21 protein-coding genes and 5 tRNA genes are annotated in these 18,267 nt (G+C 27.4%); 2 read left to right on the top strand and 24 right to left on the bottom strand.

What is annotated here, in order from left to right; translation table 11 throughout:
- Positions 1 to 181 precede the first annotated feature (181 nt).
- The 4 genes from L8X24_RS06350 to L8X24_RS06335 all read right to left on the bottom strand — a co-directional run bounded on the left by L8X24_RS06350 (position 182) and on the right by L8X24_RS06335 (position 2,769).
- A complete protein-coding gene (locus L8X24_RS06350) occupies positions 182 to 1,048 on the bottom strand; it encodes a hypothetical protein (RefSeq protein WP_263664089.1) in 867 nt (288 codons plus the stop codon).
- Between the two features lie 461 nt (positions 1,049 to 1,509).
- Positions 1,510 to 1,797, bottom strand: a complete 288-nt coding sequence (locus L8X24_RS06345) for a type II toxin-antitoxin system RelE/ParE family toxin (protein ID WP_263664088.1) — start codon at positions 1,795 to 1,797, stop codon at positions 1,510 to 1,512.
- Positions 1,797 to 2,027 carry a hypothetical protein gene (locus L8X24_RS06340; RefSeq protein ID WP_263664087.1) on the bottom strand — a complete coding sequence of 77 codons (231 nt, stop codon included), beginning with the start codon at positions 2,025 to 2,027 and terminating at the stop codon, positions 1,797 to 1,799. The genes L8X24_RS06345 and L8X24_RS06340 overlap by 1 nt, the downstream gene beginning before the upstream one ends.
- Before the next feature lie 361 nt (positions 2,028 to 2,388).
- Positions 2,389 to 2,769: a hypothetical protein gene (locus L8X24_RS06335; RefSeq protein WP_263664086.1), complete on the bottom strand. Its 381-nt coding sequence runs from the start codon at positions 2,767 to 2,769 to the stop codon at positions 2,389 to 2,391.
- 141 nt (positions 2,770 to 2,910) lie between these two features.
- On the opposite strand from L8X24_RS06335, the gene L8X24_RS06330 reads away from it, so the two are divergent.
- Both L8X24_RS06330 and L8X24_RS06325 read left to right on the top strand, forming a co-directional pair.
- Complete coding sequence (locus L8X24_RS06330) at positions 2,911 to 3,153, top strand: hypothetical protein (RefSeq protein ID WP_039642400.1); 243 nt, start codon at positions 2,911 to 2,913, stop codon at positions 3,151 to 3,153.
- A gap of 439 nt (positions 3,154 to 3,592) precedes the next feature.
- Positions 3,593 to 3,799, top strand: coding sequence for a terminase small subunit (locus tag L8X24_RS06325; RefSeq protein WP_214126565.1), 207 nt, complete (start codon positions 3,593 to 3,595; stop codon positions 3,797 to 3,799).
- 486 nt (positions 3,800 to 4,285) lie between these two features.
- Here L8X24_RS06325 and L8X24_RS06320 read toward each other — a convergent pair whose 3' ends face one another.
- From L8X24_RS06320 to L8X24_RS06225, 20 genes are all read right to left on the bottom strand, one after another.
- A complete protein-coding gene (locus tag L8X24_RS06320; protein ID WP_263664085.1) occupies positions 4,286 to 5,431 on the bottom strand; it encodes an AAA family ATPase in 1,146 nt (381 codons plus the stop codon).
- Complete coding sequence (locus L8X24_RS06315; RefSeq protein WP_263664084.1) at positions 5,424 to 6,548, bottom strand: hypothetical protein; 1,125 nt, start codon at positions 6,546 to 6,548, stop codon at positions 5,424 to 5,426. Before L8X24_RS06315 ends, L8X24_RS06320 begins: the two co-directional genes overlap by 8 nt.
- A gap of 10 nt (positions 6,549 to 6,558) precedes the next feature.
- Positions 6,559 to 6,744 carry a helix-turn-helix domain-containing protein gene (locus tag L8X24_RS06310; protein ID WP_039642406.1) on the bottom strand — a complete coding sequence of 62 codons (186 nt, stop codon included), beginning with the start codon at positions 6,742 to 6,744 and terminating at the stop codon, positions 6,559 to 6,561.
- A gap of 444 nt (positions 6,745 to 7,188) precedes the next feature.
- The gene (locus L8X24_RS06305) at positions 7,189 to 7,557 is read right to left on the bottom strand and encodes a type II toxin-antitoxin system HicB family antitoxin (RefSeq protein WP_214124630.1); all 369 of its coding nucleotides are present in this window, start codon (positions 7,555 to 7,557) and stop codon (positions 7,189 to 7,191) included.
- Positions 7,554 to 7,781, bottom strand: a complete 228-nt coding sequence (locus L8X24_RS06300; RefSeq protein WP_043020258.1) for a type II toxin-antitoxin system HicA family toxin — start codon at positions 7,779 to 7,781, stop codon at positions 7,554 to 7,556. The genes L8X24_RS06305 and L8X24_RS06300 overlap by 4 nt, the downstream gene beginning before the upstream one ends.
- A gap of 115 nt (positions 7,782 to 7,896) precedes the next feature.
- Complete coding sequence (locus L8X24_RS06295; protein WP_263664083.1) at positions 7,897 to 8,532, bottom strand: hypothetical protein; 636 nt, start codon at positions 8,530 to 8,532, stop codon at positions 7,897 to 7,899.
- On the bottom strand, positions 8,533 to 9,669 hold the full coding sequence (locus L8X24_RS06290; protein WP_263664082.1) for a tyrosine-type recombinase/integrase: 1,137 nt from the start codon (positions 9,667 to 9,669) through the stop codon (positions 8,533 to 8,535).
- Between the two features lie 295 nt (positions 9,670 to 9,964).
- Positions 9,965 to 10,049: transfer RNA gene (locus L8X24_RS06285), tRNA-Leu, on the bottom strand.
- A gap of 5 nt (positions 10,050 to 10,054) precedes the next feature.
- Positions 10,055 to 10,131: transfer RNA gene (locus tag L8X24_RS06280), tRNA-Arg, on the bottom strand.
- A gap of 27 nt (positions 10,132 to 10,158) precedes the next feature.
- A tRNA-Arg gene (locus L8X24_RS06275) sits at positions 10,159 to 10,235 on the bottom strand.
- Positions 10,236 to 10,238: 3 nt separating this feature from the next.
- Positions 10,239 to 10,315 (bottom strand) — tRNA-His (locus tag L8X24_RS06270).
- Between the two features lie 12 nt (positions 10,316 to 10,327).
- Positions 10,328 to 10,405, bottom strand: a tRNA-Pro gene (locus L8X24_RS06265).
- An 86-nt stretch (positions 10,406 to 10,491) separates the two neighbouring features.
- Positions 10,492 to 11,214 (bottom strand): TerC family protein, encoded by a 723-nt coding sequence (locus tag L8X24_RS06260; protein ID WP_039629122.1) that lies wholly within the window; start codon positions 11,212 to 11,214, stop codon positions 10,492 to 10,494.
- Positions 11,215 to 11,256: 42 nt separating this feature from the next.
- Positions 11,257 to 11,829: a phosphoribosylglycinamide formyltransferase gene (gene purN, locus L8X24_RS06255; RefSeq protein WP_257939414.1), complete on the bottom strand. Its 573-nt coding sequence runs from the start codon at positions 11,827 to 11,829 to the stop codon at positions 11,257 to 11,259.
- A complete protein-coding gene (locus L8X24_RS06250; RefSeq protein WP_263664081.1) occupies positions 11,820 to 13,166 on the bottom strand; it encodes an NAD(P)H-hydrate dehydratase in 1,347 nt (448 codons plus the stop codon). The genes purN and L8X24_RS06250 overlap by 10 nt, the downstream gene beginning before the upstream one ends.
- A complete protein-coding gene (gene rmuC / locus L8X24_RS06245) occupies positions 13,150 to 14,490 on the bottom strand; it encodes a DNA recombination protein RmuC (protein WP_263664080.1) in 1,341 nt (446 codons plus the stop codon). Before rmuC ends, L8X24_RS06250 begins: the two co-directional genes overlap by 17 nt.
- A gap of 2 nt (positions 14,491 to 14,492) precedes the next feature.
- Positions 14,493 to 15,182, bottom strand: a complete 690-nt coding sequence (locus L8X24_RS06240) for an NYN domain-containing protein (protein ID WP_039619378.1) — start codon at positions 15,180 to 15,182, stop codon at positions 14,493 to 14,495.
- Between the two features lie 8 nt (positions 15,183 to 15,190).
- Positions 15,191 to 16,699, bottom strand: coding sequence for a YifB family Mg chelatase-like AAA ATPase (locus L8X24_RS06235; RefSeq protein ID WP_263664079.1), 1,509 nt, complete (start codon positions 16,697 to 16,699; stop codon positions 15,191 to 15,193).
- The gene (def, locus tag L8X24_RS06230) at positions 16,696 to 17,220 is read right to left on the bottom strand and encodes a peptide deformylase (RefSeq protein WP_263664078.1); all 525 of its coding nucleotides are present in this window, start codon (positions 17,218 to 17,220) and stop codon (positions 16,696 to 16,698) included. Before def ends, L8X24_RS06235 begins: the two co-directional genes overlap by 4 nt.
- A complete protein-coding gene (locus L8X24_RS06225; protein ID WP_263664077.1) occupies positions 17,217 to 18,257 on the bottom strand; it encodes a GGDEF domain-containing protein in 1,041 nt (346 codons plus the stop codon). The genes def and L8X24_RS06225 overlap by 4 nt, the downstream gene beginning before the upstream one ends.
- Positions 18,258 to 18,267 lie beyond the last annotated feature (10 nt).

Raw genomic sequence — 18,267 nt, 5'->3', positions numbered from 1 at the left:
ATATATTGTAGATGTGGGAAAGTTATTTTAGGGAAATAACGGAAGGAATGTAGAATAATATAGAATAGAAGATGTAAGAGGATAAAAAAACTCCAAAATTTTAGTAAGGCTTTTAATTTTTGCATAAAACATATTTAACTATAAAGTTAAAACGCTTGTTTTGTCAAAATAATATATGATTTTAACCAAATAATTCCATAGCGTCTTTGTATGCACTGACCAACGAAGCTAAAGTAACAAAACCACCGATAATTAAAAAAATCATTTCGATTTTTTTTCTTTTATTCTCTTTTATTTTTTCCTTTTTATCTTCCTCTTGATTTTGTTCAATATGCAAAATATCAACAAGATTTTCTATCTGGATTTTAAGCTCTTGATGTTGTTCTAAAATATCGTAATATTGAAATATAATTTTCCATATTGCATGTTTTTGTTGGTAGTTATAGTGCACTGGATTACTAAAAAAATACTTTAGATTAAAAACATAAAAATCTTTTTTAATATCAATAACATCATAATAATTTTCTTCATCTATAATACTTGAAGTTAAATTCAAATAATACTCCATTTTCTCACGATAAGCCAAAGAAAGCGCAAACATAGTCATTGTATCGTTAAATTTACTTTCACAATTATTAAATCTAGCCTGAAATAAAAAGCCTTTTTCTGAAAACACAACTTTAATATCTGGATTATCATAACAATTTGATTTATCTATTTTTAATGTAGAACTACCTCTTAATAGTTGCGATATTTTACCATCATTCATATTTTCATCGGTATATACAACTATATGATCTATCACACCTTTTTTAAATTGACAATACTCTTGACTTACCGAGACTCCATCTTTTATACATATAATACATATATCAAAAATTTTATATATTAATATTGTATCTTTGGCATACTTTTGATCTTCTATATTGGTGTAAATTTCTAAATTTTGAGTCAAAAAGGTATGAAAAAAATCTTTTGTTCTTGTATCTTCTTTAAATTTATCCTTGCAAAAATTTTCAATAACTTTAACTTGATATATATTTACCATAGCATCTTCCTAATTTTGTAGTATTATAAATTTAACTTATTGTTATAAATATGATTAAGATGAATCGCGAAACTTAAATACTTAAAAGAATTTTAAATTAATGGTGCGGATGAAAGGACTTGAAATATATAACTAAAAATAAACATCTATATTACAATAGTTTTATAATGGTTACCTTTTGTAAGTTACCTTTTTTATGCAACCATATCAATCTTTATTTCTTATAAAACTTAAATAGTTTTTGAAAATTACACTTTTCAAACTTTTTTATATTTATATAAGCACCAAAGCCTTATTTTGCGATATTTTAACAAAATGTCTTTTAAATCTTTTTGAAGTATTTTAAGTTTATTTAGCTTAAATATAATGTTTCACGGATTTTTGGTTTAAGTTTTCTTGCTTTTTTAAGCATTTTTGGTTTGAAACTTAAATGTATTTTTTCTAAAGCTTAAAAGTAATTTTTAAAAGTTTGGTAGGTTTTCTTTGTAAATACCTAAAATAATAATTAAATCTTTTTCTTTATCTATTTTGTAAGGTATTACATAACCTTTAAAAATAAAATCTCTTACACTCTCATCATCAAAAGCTAAAGACTTTCTAAACTTATAAGGCATAAAATCGAGCTTTTTTAAAACCTTATATAAATCATTTTTAAAAGCGTTTTTGGCTTTTATGCTTTCCTTTTTCATAATAAAGGCTAAAATAACATTTAATTCATTTGTAAATAAATCGCTTTCTAGGATTTGCATTATATCCACTCACTACCTAATGGCGTTAATTTAGCCTTGCCACTTTCATAATCATTTAAAGCCTTATGTAGCTCTTGTTTTGTTTCTTTCCAACCCTTGCCACTTTCATAATCATTTAAAGCATTCTTATAGTTGTTATTTTCTATTTCATACCCGATATTTAATTCCTTTAAAATATCTAAAAGCTTGTTTATTTCTTGCTCTTTTGCTTTTATTGTTATGGTTTGCATAACTTTTTCCTTTATCAGATCATCTTCTAATTATTATAACTCATTTTATTTTATATGCCTTTAAAAGAAAGCCATTTAATTTTAAATACTTTGACAAAGCTATGTAGTTTTTTTAACACCTAAATTAAACTTAGGGGTTTAATGTTGATAAGGAAGTATTTAACTTACACCCTTTTATATTTAAAGGTTAAAAGATGACCTAATTAATAGTTAGCTCATCAGCAAAATGCCCTTTTTATCGTATTCTTATCGTATAACATTTTCTTAAATATTGCTTAATACAATGTAGTTTTTTGGATATTTTAAAACTTGTTTATAGTGTAGTAGTGTAGATATTATCTACATCATAAGATGTATGAGTTTAACTCACACACCTTTTATTTTTATCTTCTTCCAATATTTCTCTTAATATTCTTTCTTCTTGCATTTGGTGTATTTTCTCAAGCTCTTCAAAACTAAACTCTTTGCCTAGCTCATCTTTTACAATACCTTTATAAGTGCTTTCACGCTGACTTACATTATAAAGGAAATTATCTTGCTCGATTGTAATATCTTTTATATTATCAAGCATTGCCATAATCATATCTTTTATATCGCAAATACTTGCCTCATTATCAAACATTACACAAGACTTAACATCGCCTTTATTATCTAAATCACTCAAAAACACATCTAAAAAGTATTTAAGACCATTTATCTTGCCATCTAAGCAACTCATTCTACAATAACTTACATTTTCCATTTTTGTAATTCCTTTTTTATGTATTTAACTAAAAATAAAACTTAATTTTATAGTTTTTTACTAAAAAAGTCAATATATTTTTATGTTATTTAATAAAAAAATGCTATAATTATTTTGTAATTAACTAAAAAAGGTTATAAAATGACAAGATTAGAATTTGATGAAAAAATTAAGAAACTAGGATTAACAAGAAAAACATTTGCAGATATAGCAAAGGTAAGTTATAGCGGGATTTCTACAAATTGGAAAGATGATAAAGAAATTCCCGCTTGGGTAGAACCCTTTTTATATTATTATGAAAAATGCTTAGCTTTTGATGAGTTATTGACAATCTTAGAAAAATATAAAAAAGAAGATAATTTAGAGCAAACCTCTAAGAAATAGCTATACCCATTCTACAATAACTCACATTATCAATATAAAAGGTTAAATTATGACTAATATAGAATTTGAGAGTATTTTAAAAAATACAACCTAACTAAAAAAGAGTTTGCCTCTCTTTGTGACTTACCTTACCAAACACTTATGAATTGGAAGCAAAGCGACAAAACGCTCTCTTGGGTTAAATCTTGGCTTGAAAACTACATCAAAGCACAAAGCTATGAAGAGTTAAAAAATAAAGTTTTTGAAATTGAAAATATAAAATAACTTACATTTTCCATTTTTGTAATTCCTTTTAATTATATTAATTTGATATTTTTTAAAGTAAAATAATATAGCATTAATACTTAATTTTATCTTTAATAAATATTGTTTTAATATTTTTAATTTATATTTAGTATTGTAACTATATAATTTAATATAAAATTATAAAGGTTGCAAAATGACTAAAGAAAAATTTAATCAGCTTTTAAAACAAGCTAATCTAAATAAAAAACAATTGGCAGAAATAAGTGGTATCCCATATCCTACCATAAATGCTTGGGGTTCTACAACTTCTTATCCACCCTATATAACTTTTTTATTAGAAAACTACATCAAAGCACAAAAATACAATAAAATCAAAGACTTAATAAAAGATGATATGTAAGAATTGTAAAAATGATAAATATTTTTTATAATTAAAAACTAGCAAGGTATAAAAATATTCTGTGAAACATTTTATAAGCACTTCTTATTATAAAGCAATTATAATCAATTATAAAAACAGTATTTATAATTGGTGCAAACATCTACATAATAGTGCTTTGCTTCAATTATAATAGCTATTTTAGAAAAAATGCTTATAAACCATTATTTTATAGGGCTTTAATCAATTATAATAGCCTTTTTTATAATTGCTTATAATTGAATTATAATTGAAAAAAATGTTTCACAGAAAAAAAAAGAATACAATCGTAATTAAAAATAATAAGAATATAAAAGTATATATGTTAAATCAATCAAAGCTGTTTTAAACGATTTTTGTTTTTTAATCAATTTTATATTAGTAAAAATACTTTTTGCATTTAAGGGATATTTTTGTTAATCAAAGCTACATAGGTTAAACCTACATAGCTTAAAAAACTAAGTAGCTTTATTCAGTAAATAAAGTTTGTGTAGCGTTTATTTCTATGCCATTAATGATAGTTTTGTTCTCTTTTAAAGGCACATAGTATTTTAATGCTTTTCCGCCCGTGCTTCTTGATTTTTCTAAGATTTCATAATATAACATTTTCCCATTTTCTAGCTTTTTAATGGCATAAGTATCAGTCTTTGCTTTTCCTAAAAGTTCTAACAAATCCCCTTGCAAAATCTCCCCTCTTTGCTCTATGATTTTCTGAGCCTTTAAAAGAAAGTTTGTATCAGCTTCATTTACAAGCTTTTCTACTTTTAAATCAAGAGTTTTTAGGTCTATATCTATTTTTAGAGGATGAGGTAGAAAGTTCCTTGCTTTTTTGGTTTTTAACTCCATATCTAGCTTTAAACCATCATTATTGCTTGTTTGTATTATAAAAAGATTATCAGTAGCATTTGCAAAATTAACTCCGCCTATAAAATCATTTTCTACACTTTTTCCTTTATGATGAATAAATAAAAAAGTCCCACCGCTTTTATGGCTTATTTTTTTGATTATCTTCATAAACTCAGCTACTTTTTTATTATCATTCATATCGCCTTTAAAGAAATTAAAAAGACTATCAAAAACAACAAAACAATCAGATAAACTGCCTTTTTGTGCTAAAGGTTCCAAATACCTTTTAACAATAAAATCAAAATCTACATCTATTTCATCATCTCCATACTCCAAAGAATTGCTAGTTTGTATATAATTAAAATCTGCATAATCTAAAAAGCAACACCCTTTTATTTGCATTGTTTCTTTAATCCTGCTTTTAATGGTTATTTTGCTATTATCTCCATCAAAATAAACAATCTTTTTAACCTTATCAAACTCCAATAAATACTTACAAATAGCAAGACTTAAAAATGTTTTTCCTTTATTGGCTTCACTAATTAAAAAACTAATGCTACCTTTATCTAAAAAATTATCTATCAAAGATATAAAATCAACATTAGTTAAGTCTTTATTTCTTATAGCCCATATTGTTAAATCTATAAAATCAGCATTTTTAATATTTTGTGGTAAAATACTATTCGGACTACTTGTTATTTTTTTAATATCTTTAAAAGCATCAAAGTTGAGTTTTGCATCTTGACTTTGACTTTTAAATCTATCCATTTTTATTCCTTTCTAAAAAGCTTAAGCCTTTCATAAAATAACTTTTAAAATACTTTTGTGCAAAAGCCAAAAAGGTATTTAGCTCCTTTCTGTCTTTCTCATAATCTTTTTTTAATTCTTTCATTAAATAAACTATAAAATCCACAAAATCAGCATTTTTATACTCATCATAATTAAGAACAGAAAAACTATTTAACACACTTGGTTTTAACTTTGCTAACTCTTTTAAAAGACCTAAATTGGCATTAAAACTACTTTCATCGTTCTCAATAATAAAATACAAAAACTTTTCATCTATGAAGCTCAAAAGTTCATTTATTTGCTCGTGTGTTTGTATATATTTCATCGTGCTATCGCTTTGAAAGCAAATCGCATTTATACCTAAAAACTCACTGATGATTATTTCTTTTATGCCACTAAATATAAAGCAACAATATTTTAGCAATCCATTTTCTTTAGCTTTTACAAACTTTATAAACTTAGCATTGCTTCCTTTTAGTTTAAACCATTTTATTGTCTTATCTTTGACTATTTTTTCTTTTATAGCTATGCTCTTAATCTCGCCTTTATCTCTTAAGATAAATGCTAAGCTTTTGTCGTTTTTAGAAAATCCAAAGTATTCATTTATGATATTTTCAAACTCATTTATTTTTACAAAATCTAATATTTTGCATAAATCCATAAAAAGCCTAAAATTATCAAAAAAGGTTTTATCTAATAATTCATTTCTCAAAATATCATCATAGTATAAGTTATAATCAGCCTGTAAAGAATAAGCCATATTTTTTAAATAGCTATCATCTTTTACAACTTCTTTTATAGGTTTAAAGCTATCCACCTTTTGCGTTGGTAATTTATGAAAATCAACAAAGACCCCTAAAGCTTCTTTTGTGCTAACATTTTCTTTAAAAACTATAAAATCAATCACATCTCCACTAAAACTGCCGTTAAAATCAGTTATTAAGCTTGTGTTTGGTTTGATTTTAAGACTTGTGTTGTATTTTTTATTACCACTTCTATCAAAACTTAACCCATAGCGGTATAGTAAGAAGTTGGTTACAAAATGGTAATTTTTTGTATATGATTTTACCTCATCATTAAAAAGGCTTACACTCATTATAAAGCCTTTAATTCATAGTGTGACTTCTAAACCACTCATCAAGTCTAGCTTTATCATAAAATACTTTTTTACCTATTTTAATATAAGGAATTTTGTTTTGCATTCTATATTTGTTTTGTGTTTCTTTGCTTAGATTATAAAGCGTAACTACCTCTTGTATAGTTAAAAAATCTTTGTTTGTATTGTTTTCCATTTTCTATCCTTTTAAAATTATTTATGGAGTTCATAAAGCCTTTAAAAGAAATAGATAAGTTAAATTACAATACAATTCTTTTAAGGGCTTAAACTAAAGCTCTTATAATGAAATTGTGCGTTTTAATCTTGTTTGCAGACCTGTTAAAACGCACTTATTTGAAAGCCTTTTAAAGCTTTTCAAATTCCATTAAATTAAAAAACATTCTTTTGAATATTTACGAAGTATTCTAGCAGTTTTCGAAATATTTTGCCTTAATGCAAATTTGTTTCCATTTGTGACTATTTTTAGTTTCTTATATTTCTTTTATTTTCTTATATTTCTTTTATTTCGCCTTTTTTTATAAGAAACAATTTGTAACTTAAATTACTAGCGATATTTTTCTAAAAAGTAACAAAAATTTTACTCATATTTTCTATTTTTTTTCATAACAAGCTAATATCTTTAAAGGTTTTTAATATATGCCTTAGCAGAAATAGCCAAAAAAGCACTGCGTGATAAGCCCATTTTCTTAGAATAAAAATCTATCTCATCTATAAGACTATTTTTTAAAGTGATAGCTAGGTTCTTACTTTTATCATTTTGCATAGGTTCAGGTATAAACTCGTTTTTTTCTAAAGCTTCTTCTAAATAACAAGCAAAAGCATTTTTTAAATCTTCTATTGCTTCATTTGGTGTTTTACCATCTCCTGCCATTAAAACAAGTTTATTTAGCTCTTTATCATCAAATTGTGCAAAGTAATCTCCATCTTCAAGTCTTACCAAATTAATCTTATAAGGTAAGTTCAAATAATAATTTATATCTTTTTTCATTTTTCCCCCTTTAAGTGCTTTAGTATTTGCTTTACATAAATTTCTTTTATAGGTTTATGCAAAGGCACAATAATACTTTTTCCATTTTTCTTAAACTTATGATGACTTCCCTTAATGCTAACAAGTTTATAACCATACCAACTTAAAAGCTTTTCTATATTGGCAAAACTTGCGTTTTTAGGGTTATTTTCTAATTCTTTAATTAACTTTTCTTTATTACTCATATATGTATTATATATATAATTATCTTAAAGCATTTTAAAGTCTTATAAGGTATTTTATATTTTATTAAGTATTTGTGTTTTATAATTTTTTTACATTCAAAGGGGGGCTCAACCCCTACTTAATATAATCCAACAAATCTTTATTTATTCCACAAATTAAATCATTCAAAAAATCTTCTATTTTATCAGGCATTAAACTTATATTTGTTCCTTTTTCTTTTGTGCTTATGCGGGGATATAGTTTATTATTATTTTCTCTAAGCTTTAAAAGATTTTCAAAATGACAAGCTCTATTTCTTAGAGTGTGTAACAAGTTTAAAACAATATTAACCTTATCTATATTATCAAAACCCTGTTTTGTGTTTTTATAAATAAAAAAGTTTCTATTGCTAGGACTATACTTTCTAAAATCAAAAGTCTTTAATTCTAAAATCTTGTTTTGCACCTTATAAGATACGACTAATTTAGCTACCACACCTAAGCTAAGGCGTGACAATATTTGATGAGGTTCTAAACTTTCTTTGTCTTTAAACTCATTTATTTTTGCCAGTAAAAAAGGATTATCGCTTATTTTTATCCACTCTTTGCATTTAAAGCTTAGTTCATAATCTAACGCATTTCTTATATAAATCTCAAGTATAGCTATTTTAGGAATTATCTTAGATATTAATTTTAAGTTCTCAAAATGCTCGTTTATATCTTTGTAATACTCTAATCTTTGTTTTGAAAAGATAAACTCTAAATCTTGCATTTATTCTTCTTGTAATTTCTTTAAAGCCTCGTTAGCTTTTTGACTTGCCTTAAGTGTATCATTAGTTGCATAAATGTTTATAGTGCTTAAGTCTCTATGTCCCAAAGTCCCGCTAATTACAGCAGGATTAACTCCATTTTGTATTAGCAAAGTAACTTTTATATGCCTTGAAAAATGAGGCGTCCATTCTCTTACACCGCTAAGCTCTCTTATTTTAATTTCTTGTCTTGCTAAGTTTGATATTTTTTTACCACTAACACTAGAAACAAAGACTAAGCCTTTATCTTGTTTAACCTCATCTTTTAAAGCTTTTAAAGCCTTATAACACTCATCATCTAAGGCATACTCTTGTGCTTCGCCGTTTTTTGTTTTTGGTAAAAATATAGTTTTTCTTTCTAAATCTACATTTTGCCAAAGAAGACTTAAAACCTCATCCCTACGCCTACCACTATGTATAAGTAAAAACAAAGCCTTATAAAGTGAATTGTCTTTGTATAGTTCTAAAATAGCATTTAAAATAGCTTCATATTTGCCTTTAGGGTTGGTAACAAGCTTTTTATTTTGCACCTTATCAAGTTTTAAACCTAGAGTAACATTTTCATTAATCCATTTGTTTTTTATAGCATACTTAATCATAGGGTTTAAAACTTCTTTAATGGCTCTATTATATGTTTTTGGCTCTAACCCTTTGTTTTTCATATCATTATAAAACTCTTGCACCTTATAAAGCGTAAGTTCATCCAAATGTATATTTCCTAAAGGTTCTAAAATATGATTATTAAAAATGCTTATTAAGTTTCTAATGTGACCTTTGTGTTGCTCGTTTAAATCTTTAATATTATAATTAGCTTTTATAAAAACTTCAAAAAGGTTTTTTATTAAAATACTAGAGTTTAAAGTATAAGTGGCACTAAAAAGCTTTTTAAACTCGTTTTCATATTCTTTAGCTCTTGCAAGTGCTATTCTTATATATTCGTTTTCATTCCAAGTAGGGCGTAAGGGGATAGTGAAAGCGTGTTGTTTTTCTTTACCGTCGTTTTGCATTCTAAATAAAAAGGCGTTGATTTTATTTTTGTGTCTTTTTAGATGTGTTCCTTTTCCTATGGATATATTATAATCCTTTCTATCAATCGCCATTTTTAACCTTGTATTTTTGCTGTATTATAGCGTATTTAAAAGCCCTATAAACTTAATTAAATTATTATAGGTTACCTTTGCTTTAAGGTTAAAGCCAAAATTGACCTTTTTTACCGCAAAACTTAAATGAATGAAAAGGACGATTTTTTAACTATCCTTTCATCCGGTTACTTTAAAAAGTTACCTGCTAAAAGGTTACCTTTTTGAAATAACTCGAAATGATACAATAGGACTTCAAAGACTTCAGCGTAATTTAAGTATAATTGCTCAAACTATGGTAAAATAGGGTTTTGAGTGGTGCGGATGAAAGGACTTGAACCTTCACGCATTGCTGCACCAGATCCTAAGTCTGGCGTGTCTGCCAATTTCACCACATCCGCAAAAGTGGTACGCTCAAGAGGATTCGAACCTCTGACCTACGGCTTAGAAGGCCGTTGCTCTATCCAGCTGAGCTATGAGCGCATAAAAATAAAAATAACAATAGGCTTATGGTGCGCCCGATAGGAATCGAACCCATAACCTACAGATCCGAAGTCTGTCGCTCTATCCAGTTGAGCTACGAGCGCTGATGGGGTGAGTGATGGGAATCGAACCCACGACCCTCAGGACCACAATCTGATGCTCTAACCGACTGAGCTACACTCACCATTTATAAAAATGGTCGGGGTGAAAGGATTCGAACCTTCGGCCCCTTGGTCCCAAACCAAGTGCGCTAACCAGACTGCGCTACACCCCGATGTACAAAAATAAAGCGTTATTTTACATAAAAAAATATTAAAAGTCAAGATAAAAAAATATTTAGCATAAAAAATGCTAAATATTTTAAGAATTGTCTGTTTGTTTTTTTTGTGAAATGATATTTAAAATTTCTACTATCAAAGAAAAAGCCATAGCTGTATAAATATATGCTTTATCTATATGGATATCAAAACTTTCACATACTAAAACAAAGCCTATCATTACTAAAAATGCCAAGGCTAAGATTTTAATACTTGGATATTTTTCTACAAAATCTGCAATTGGTTTAGAGGCAAAAAGCATAACTAAAACTGCAATAATCACAGCAATAATCATAATCTCTATATCTTGAGCAATGCCCACAGCAGTAATAACACTATCAAGAGAAAATACTATGTCTATCACAGCTATTTCAGCAACTACAACCCAAAGTTTATTGCTAATTTTTATATTGCTTTGACTTTCCTCTTGGTGCATTATACTTTCTTTAATTTCCTTAATAGACTTAACTATTAAAAACAAACCTCCAAGCAAAAGCACCAAATCTCTACCTGAAATTTCATTACCCAATATACTAAATAAAGGTGTGACAAGTTTCATCACCCAAAATAAAGACAATAACAATAAAATTCTAGTAATCATCGCAAAAGCAAGACCTAGAATTCTACCCTTATCTCTATGTTCTGGTGGTAATTTAGAAACTAAAATCGCTAGAAAAATGATATTATCAATCCCTAGTACAATCTCCAAAGCTGTAAGAGTAAGTAATACCACCCAAGCATCTACACTAAAAATCCATTCAAACATTTACCTTCCTTAAACAAAAAGCGTAATTATAATGATGAAAAATTAATCATTTTCAAAAATTTTTACAATGGTTTCAGGCAAAAGTGTATGTTCAAGCTCGTGAATTTTCGCTTCAAATTCTTCAAAGCTTAACTTAGCTTTTTCAAAGGCTTTTTGAGTAATGATTTTACCACCATCAAGCTCTTCATTAACCCAATGCACACTAATGCCTGCTACTTTCATATCACTTTCATAGCTTTCTTTGATAGCATGAGCACCTTTGAATAAAGGAAGCAAAGAAGGATGAAGATTGATAGCTTTTATATTTTGAGTAAAAACAGGACTTAAAATGCGCATAAATCCTGCTAGGATAGTCAAATCTGCTTGACTTTCTTTTATAATTTTTACTAATTCTGCATCAAATTCTTCTCTTGAAGTAAATTTTTCATGTTCTATGATCTTGGTATCAAGACCATATTTTAAAGCTCTTTGTATGCCATAAGCTTCTTTTTTATTACATACACACAAAACCACTTCAAAGGTATTTTTGCCAAAAGTTTTTTTATGTAATTTTTCTAAAATATTTTCCAAATTACTTCCATTACCACTAAATAAAACTGCTAATTTTATAAGCATTTTAACCCCTTTATTAATTTTAAAGCATCAAAACTAATTTTATTTTTCTTATAATTTTTAGCCACCAAAGCATGAGCTAATACTGCATTTTTAGCAGCTTCTAAAGCATTAAATTTCGCCCCAAGTAAAGCTACTATCATACCACTTAGCACATCCCCACTTCCACCTTTTGCCAAAGCCTCATTGCCACAATTTACTACAAAAAGTTTTTCTTTTTGAGTGATGATGGGGTTAGCCCCTTTTAACACCAAAGCACATTGGAATTTAGAACTAAATTTTCTTGCATAAAAAAAGCGTTTGTTTTGAATTTCTTCTACACTTACATCCTCATTAAAACAAAGTTTTAAAAGCATAGAAAACTCTTTAGGATGAGGAGTTAAAACAACATCTTCTCTATCAAGATATGAAAACAAATTTTCACTTTGGAAGCAATTTGCATCTAAGACTAAAGGAATATTTTTTAATCTTTCATCTTTTAAAATACTTAAATCATCAAGTCCCATACCTATAGCAGCTGCATTTATTTTGCCTTCAATATCATCTTTTAGCATAATCAAAGGCGAAAAGCTTTCTTTGGCCACTAAAGATACAAGCCCCGCTCCAAACTCTAAAGCACCAAGTCCAGCTAGAGTACCCGCGCTTTTATTGGCAAAAATATAAACATGGCCAAAATCACCTTTATTTGAGTTAGCCTTTTTTGTAACGAGTTTTAAATCTTTTTTTTCTAGTAAAAAGCTTGAAGTATTTTGCATATAAGGTTTTAAACCCAAATTCGCAATTTTAATTTTACCTACAAATTCTTTCGCGAAATCTTCTAATAAAATTTCTTTAATTACCCCCATGCAAAGAGTATAATCAGCCTTAAAATATAGCTCTTGTCCAAGCCCGCTAGGAATATCACAAGCTATTTTTAAAGCCTTACTTTTAGCAATTTTTTTAAAAATTCTTTGCAAATTTTCATCTAAAGCTTTATTTAAACCACTTCCAAAAACACAATCAACTATGATGTCAAAATCTTTAAATTTAGGTTCTTTTTTTAAGAAATTAAAACCTATATTTTTTAAAATTTGCTCTTGCTTGGTAAACACTGTACTTTTTTTATATGGCATAACAAAAGCAAAAGCTTTTTTTAAGTGTCTAATGGCCACAAGTCCATCAGCTCCATTTCCACCAGTACCAAGCAAAAATAAAATTTTAGCATTTTTTATGTTTTTACTTTTTTTCTTAATCAAATTTGCAAGCTCTATGCCTGCATTTTCCATCATTAAAAACTCATCCAAACCTTTTTCAATAAGCTCTTTTTCATAAGAAATATTATCTTTAAATACTACTTTCATCGCTCATCTCACATTTTATAAGCTTTTGGGTTTTAGCGCCTAGCTCTTTAAGTTTTATCACTCTTGAAGCAATATTTCCACTTCCATGAGTAAGCTTTGTTTGCATATTATCTACATTTGTGTTTAATCTTTTGATGTTTTCTTTGATTTTTTCAAAATCATCTAAAACACCTGCAAATTTATCATGAAATTTGCCAAGCTCATCAAAAGCTTTTAGGATATTTTCATTACTTTGTATATTTTTCCATGAAATATTTATCGTATTTAGTGCCATAAAAAGAGTGTTTGGTGTGGTTAAATAAACCTTTTTTTTGTAAGCATATTGATAAATTTCAAGATCTACATTTAAAATCAAATCTAAGATATTTTGATAAGGTATAAAAAGCAAAACAAATTCATAAGTGTGTTTGTCATACTGCATATAAGGCTTTTTGGCTAACTCATCAATTCTTGATTTTAGATTATAAGCTAAATCAAGACAGGTATTTTGACTAATATCTTCAAAAGCAAAATCACTTGGCAAAGAAAATTTTGCATCTATGATTATACTTTTTTGTTTATCTAAAAATACTACCGCATCAGGAATATAGGTTTTACCCTCATCTTGAAATCTCTCTTGCAATTTATACTGCACGCCCTCTACCAAACCACTATTTTCTAAAACTGATTTTAGTTGCAATTCTGCAAAATTACCACGAATTTTTTTATCGCCCTTTAAAATTTTAGCTAACTTATCTGCATTTTCTGTCATATTTTGGCTAAATTTAAACATATTATCAATATGAGTTTTAAGACTAACTTCATTTGAATTTAGTCTTTCATTGTATTCTTTAACGCTTTTTTTCACAGGCAAGAAAATTTCTTCTAAGATTTTTTTTGTATCCTCATTAAGCATAAGTTTGTTTTGGTTTAAAATACTAGTATTTTGTTTTTGTAAATTTTGTTCTAATTCTTGTTTTAATTCTACTAAGCTTTGCTTGTATTTTTCTTCTAGTTTTATTAAAGTTTGGGTATATTCTTCTTTTAAATTCGCACGCTCTTTTAAATGTATATTTAAAAGTTCTTGCTGGGTTTGTTCTTTTTGAGCTAATTTTGCTTCTAAAGCCTCATTTTTAGACAAATATAATATTTTTTCATCTAAAAGTTTGGAATTTTTTTCTATGAGTGTAGTTTTTTCAAACTCTAAATTAGCAAGTTGATTTTGCAAAGCTATATTACTTTGGTTTAAAAACTCTAATTTTGCTTTTTCTTTTTGGCTTTTAAACACATACCATATAAAAGCCAAAATTACAACAACTAAAAAGGCTATCAAGATATTTTCCATTTTTAAGCCTTTGTTTTTTCAATAAGAAAATAAATATTTTTTTCATTACCTTCTTTAAATTGTTTCATTTGTGGTAAAAACTCTTTTACTAAAGCTCTAAAATTTTTAAAACCAAAATTTTGAGGGATAAAATTTGCGTGTTTTCTATTCATATTGGTGCGAATTTGAGCATATTCAGCACGGCCTTTTTCTTCTATTAAGGCTTCTGTGATATTGATTAAATCTTTGATATATTCTTTAGTGCTTAATATTTTTTCTTTAGATTCATCTTGATCTAAATAAAAAAATTCACTAAAAGAATTCACATAAGATTTTACAGCTTGTTTTAAACCCATACCTATAACTTGCTTTTTGCCTTCTTTAAGTCTTTGGATTAAACTAGTATAATCGCTATCGCTTGAAACAATGACAAAAATATCAATATCTTTTTCATAAAAAAAACTCATAATCTCAGTGATTAAGTACATATCACTTGAGTTTTTATTAGCTATAAAATTAAATTGTTGCATAGCGATGATAGAATATTGTGCGATTTGTTCTTTCCAATTTTGTATATTTTTTTGTGTCCAATCTCCATAAATTCGTTTTATAACAATTTCTCCATAATCAGAAGCGATATCAAAAATAGATTTTGCATATTTTGAAGGAATATTTTCTGCATCAATAAAGATCGCCACACTTTTGTTATCCATTTTTTCTCCTATGTAGTTCTCATTCTAAAACTTAATGCTTTTAAAATATGAGTTTTTAAGATCAACTCACTTTGCTCTAAATCTGCAATGGTTCTTGCTACTTTTATGGTTTTATTTACCCCTCTTTGAGAGAGATTATATGAATTTATAGCCTTTTGCAAAATTTCATTCGCAGTAGAATCTAAAATACAAAATTGCTTCAACTGTTCATCATTTAATTTGGCATTAAATTCTTCTTGTTTTCTTTGCTTTTGAAATAAAAATCCTTTAAAAACCATTTCACTCATCTGTTCAGAGCTTAAACTTGTTTTATCTTCATGCGAAATTTCATCCATAGCTACATAAAGATCGATCCTATCTAAAATAGGAGATGAAATTTTATTTTTATATTTTTTAATTTCTATCTCTTGGCAACGACATGCAAGACTTTTAGAAAATAAATTTCCACAAGGACAAGGATTTTGCGCACAAGCAAATAAAAATTTAGTTTCATAAATCACTTTGGTATTAACTCTTGAAATAAGAATTTTAAAATCCTCTAGCGGCTCTCTTAAACTTTCTATGATTTGTTTTGAAAAATGAGGAAACTCATCAAAAAACAAAACCCCTCCATTTGCAAGTGCTATTTCTCCTATCTTGGCATTTTTAGTTCCTCCACCAAAAATACTAGCCCTAGTGCTTGTATGATGAGGACTTCTAAAAACCCTACTAGCACTAAAATCATCATCTAAAGAGTTTAATGACTTATAGGCATTTTGAGCTAAAATTTCTTTCAAACTTTGTGGTGGCATGATGAAAGGAAGTCTTTTAGCACACATACTTTTACCACTACCTGGACTACCTTCAAATAAAATATTATGCATACCCAAAGCTGCTATTATACAAGCAAATTTAGCATTTTCTTGACCCTTAACTTCTTTAAAATCATAAGGATAAATAGAATTTTTTATATATTTTTGATTATTAATTTCTATGGCATTTTCAAACAAAGGATGAGCATTATTTATATGATAATTCTCATAATTTTTTTCTTTAAAAAAATCCATAGCTTGAGCTAAATTTTCCAAAGCATAAATTGTTAAGTTAGGTATCATCGAAGCTTTTTGTGCTATAGCTTTTGGTACTACTACTTTGGCATTTTGTACTTTTGCACTTAAAAAAAGCAAGATAGAAAATAAACTAGCAGTGCTTTTAATACTCCCATCTAAACCAAGTTCTCCAAAAACAAAAAAGTCATCTAAATTTTCTTTTTGAAATAAAATCAAAATCGCAATAGCCAAATCAAAATGAGAGCCATTTTTAGGGATATCTGATGGACTAAGATTGATAGTGATTTTTTGAGCTGGGAAATTGAAATTCTGACTTAGTAAAGTTGCCTTAACTCTTTCTGTACTTTCTTTAATGGTAGAATTTGCAAGACCCACTATACTAAAACCTGGCAAACCTCTTGTGAAAGTTGATTCTACATCGATAATATCAAGCTCTGTAGAAAAACTTGCACATTTTAGTTTTTTCATTTGTTCTTTTTGGATTTTTTCTTAAAGTCTTTGTCAAATTTTTGGCGTTTTAAAAAAGAAAGTTTTTCTATAAATAAATGCCCATCAAGATGATCAACTTCATGTTGAATAGCCACTGCTAAAAAATCATACGCTTGTAAACTTTGTGGCTTGCCAAACCTATCTTGATAATCAAGTTGTATATTTTTATAGCGCATTACATCTTCATAAAAACCTGGTATACTTAAACAACCTTCATTGCAAGAAATTTTTTCATCATCTAAAGGTGTTATAATAGGATTAATAATTTCTAAAAGAGTTTGTTTATCTTCTTTTTGCTCACCTTCTTCATCACCAATATCTACAAGCAAAGCTCTAATTGGCACATCAACTTGAATAGCAGCCAAGCCTACGCCCTTATTAGCTATCATTGTTTCATACATATCATCTAAAAGTATATGTAAATCTTTATCAAAATTTTCTACTTTTTTTGACTCTAAAAATAATCTTGGATTAGGATAGGTAATTATTTTTCTTATCATTTTTCTTTTTCCACTATTATAAAGGGTTCTAAATTTTTTCCTGAATCTTTTAAAGCTTCAATGCATTTTTCTATTAATTCTTCACCCTTACTATCTTGATTAACAGCACTTATAGCCACTTCAACATCTACATCTATTTCTTTATCTGCTAGGAAAAAATTTGAATTTTCTAAAGATTCTAAAATTTTATTACATATTTCTTGTGCTTTTTCTAAATTTGTATGAGAAATCATCATAGCAAAAATATTGTTTCCACAATGGGCTACTATATCGCTTGAAGAGACATTTTTACTAAAAATTCTACACACACCTTTTAAAAAAGCATTTTTTTCTTTTTGAGTATAAGTTTGCTCAAGAATTTCTTCTTTTACTCTAAAAAATATTAAGGAAGTATGATAATTATATTTTGCATTACTTTCAATGCTTTTTTCTAAATTTTCTAAAAAATATTTTTTATTATAAACTCCAAATTTAGAGTCAAAATCACTTTGCTCTTCTATATGTTTATAAGTTTGTCTAACCTCATCAAAACTTTCTTTAATCTCATCTGAATATTTATCTAAAATACTAGAAAATCTTGAAAGATCTGCTTCAAGAGCGTGAATTACATTAGAAACAGCTAAATTTCCTGTACTAATAGCAAGTTCTGAATTACGTCTTCTTAACATATCTTTAACTGTTTCAAGATGTCTATAAATCATAGCAATGTATTGCAATAATGCCGAAGTAGAACTAAAACTTTTTTTGATTTCTTGTTCTATATTTGCACGTTTGATACCATCATCGTTTTGCTCAAATTCCATAATCTCGCTAACTTTTTTCTTAAAAGCTACCGGACGTTCTTCAAGCATTTTTTGAAAATAAACTCCATAATTAGTTGGTGTTGGAGGTACATTATCTTTTACAAGCTCAGTCAAAATAGACTTTGCAAATTTTTCAAATTCACCTCCACTAATTTTTTGAATTTTTGGAGCTTCTTTGGCTGGAGTTGGATCGCTACTTAAATTTAAATCAGCAAATAAATCATCATCTAACATTGCTATGCTT

The organism is Campylobacter sp. CNRCH_2015_0814, from assembly GCF_025772765.1.
Classification (GTDB): Bacteria; Campylobacterota; Campylobacteria; order Campylobacterales; family Campylobacteraceae; genus Campylobacter_D.
Note: the sequence above shows the minus strand (reverse complement) of the source record. Positions and strands in the feature narration are given on the sequence as shown.

Coding starts and splice junctions, on each gene's coding strand:
- L8X24_RS06350 (WP_263664089.1), bottom strand. CDS start 1,048: ATGGTAAATATATATCAAGTTAAAGTTATTGAAAATTTTTGCAAGGAT.
- L8X24_RS06345 (WP_263664088.1), bottom strand. CDS start 1,797: ATGCAAATCCTAGAAAGCGATTTATTTACAAATGAATTAAATGTTATT.
- L8X24_RS06340 (WP_263664087.1), bottom strand. CDS start 2,027: ATGCAAACCATAACAATAAAAGCAAAAGAGCAAGAAATAAACAAGCTT.
- L8X24_RS06335 (WP_263664086.1), bottom strand. CDS start 2,769: ATGGAAAATGTAAGTTATTGTAGAATGAGTTGCTTAGATGGCAAGATA.
- L8X24_RS06330 (WP_039642400.1), top strand. CDS start 2,911: ATGACAAGATTAGAATTTGATGAAAAAATTAAGAAACTAGGATTAACA.
- L8X24_RS06325 (WP_214126565.1), top strand. CDS start 3,593: ATGACTAAAGAAAAATTTAATCAGCTTTTAAAACAAGCTAATCTAAAT.
- L8X24_RS06320 (WP_263664085.1), bottom strand. CDS start 5,431: ATGGATAGATTTAAAAGTCAAAGTCAAGATGCAAAACTCAACTTTGAT.
- L8X24_RS06315 (WP_263664084.1), bottom strand. CDS start 6,548: ATGAGTGTAAGCCTTTTTAATGATGAGGTAAAATCATATACAAAAAAT.
- L8X24_RS06310 (WP_039642406.1), bottom strand. CDS start 6,744: ATGGAAAACAATACAAACAAAGATTTTTTAACTATACAAGAGGTAGTT.
- L8X24_RS06305 (WP_214124630.1), bottom strand. CDS start 7,557: ATGAAAAAAGATATAAATTATTATTTGAACTTACCTTATAAGATTAAT.
- L8X24_RS06300 (WP_043020258.1), bottom strand. CDS start 7,781: ATGAGTAATAAAGAAAAGTTAATTAAAGAATTAGAAAATAACCCTAAA.
- L8X24_RS06295 (WP_263664083.1), bottom strand. CDS start 8,532: ATGCAAGATTTAGAGTTTATCTTTTCAAAACAAAGATTAGAGTATTAC.
- L8X24_RS06290 (WP_263664082.1), bottom strand. CDS start 9,669: ATGGCGATTGATAGAAAGGATTATAATATATCCATAGGAAAAGGAACA.
- L8X24_RS06260 (WP_039629122.1), bottom strand. CDS start 11,214: ATGTTTGAATGGATTTTTAGTGTAGATGCTTGGGTGGTATTACTTACT.
- purN (WP_257939414.1), bottom strand. CDS start 11,829: ATGCTTATAAAATTAGCAGTTTTATTTAGTGGTAATGGAAGTAATTTG.
- L8X24_RS06250 (WP_263664081.1), bottom strand. CDS start 13,166: ATGAAAGTAGTATTTAAAGATAATATTTCTTATGAAAAAGAGCTTATT.
- rmuC (WP_263664080.1), bottom strand. CDS start 14,490: ATGGAAAATATCTTGATAGCCTTTTTAGTTGTTGTAATTTTGGCTTTT.
- L8X24_RS06240 (WP_039619378.1), bottom strand. CDS start 15,182: ATGGATAACAAAAGTGTGGCGATCTTTATTGATGCAGAAAATATTCCT.
- L8X24_RS06235 (WP_263664079.1), bottom strand. CDS start 16,699: ATGAAAAAACTAAAATGTGCAAGTTTTTCTACAGAGCTTGATATTATC.
- def (WP_263664078.1), bottom strand. CDS start 17,220: ATGATAAGAAAAATAATTACCTATCCTAATCCAAGATTATTTTTAGAG.
- L8X24_RS06225 (WP_263664077.1), bottom strand. CDS start 18,257: ATGTTAGATGATGATTTATTTGCTGATTTAAATTTAAGTAGCGATCCA.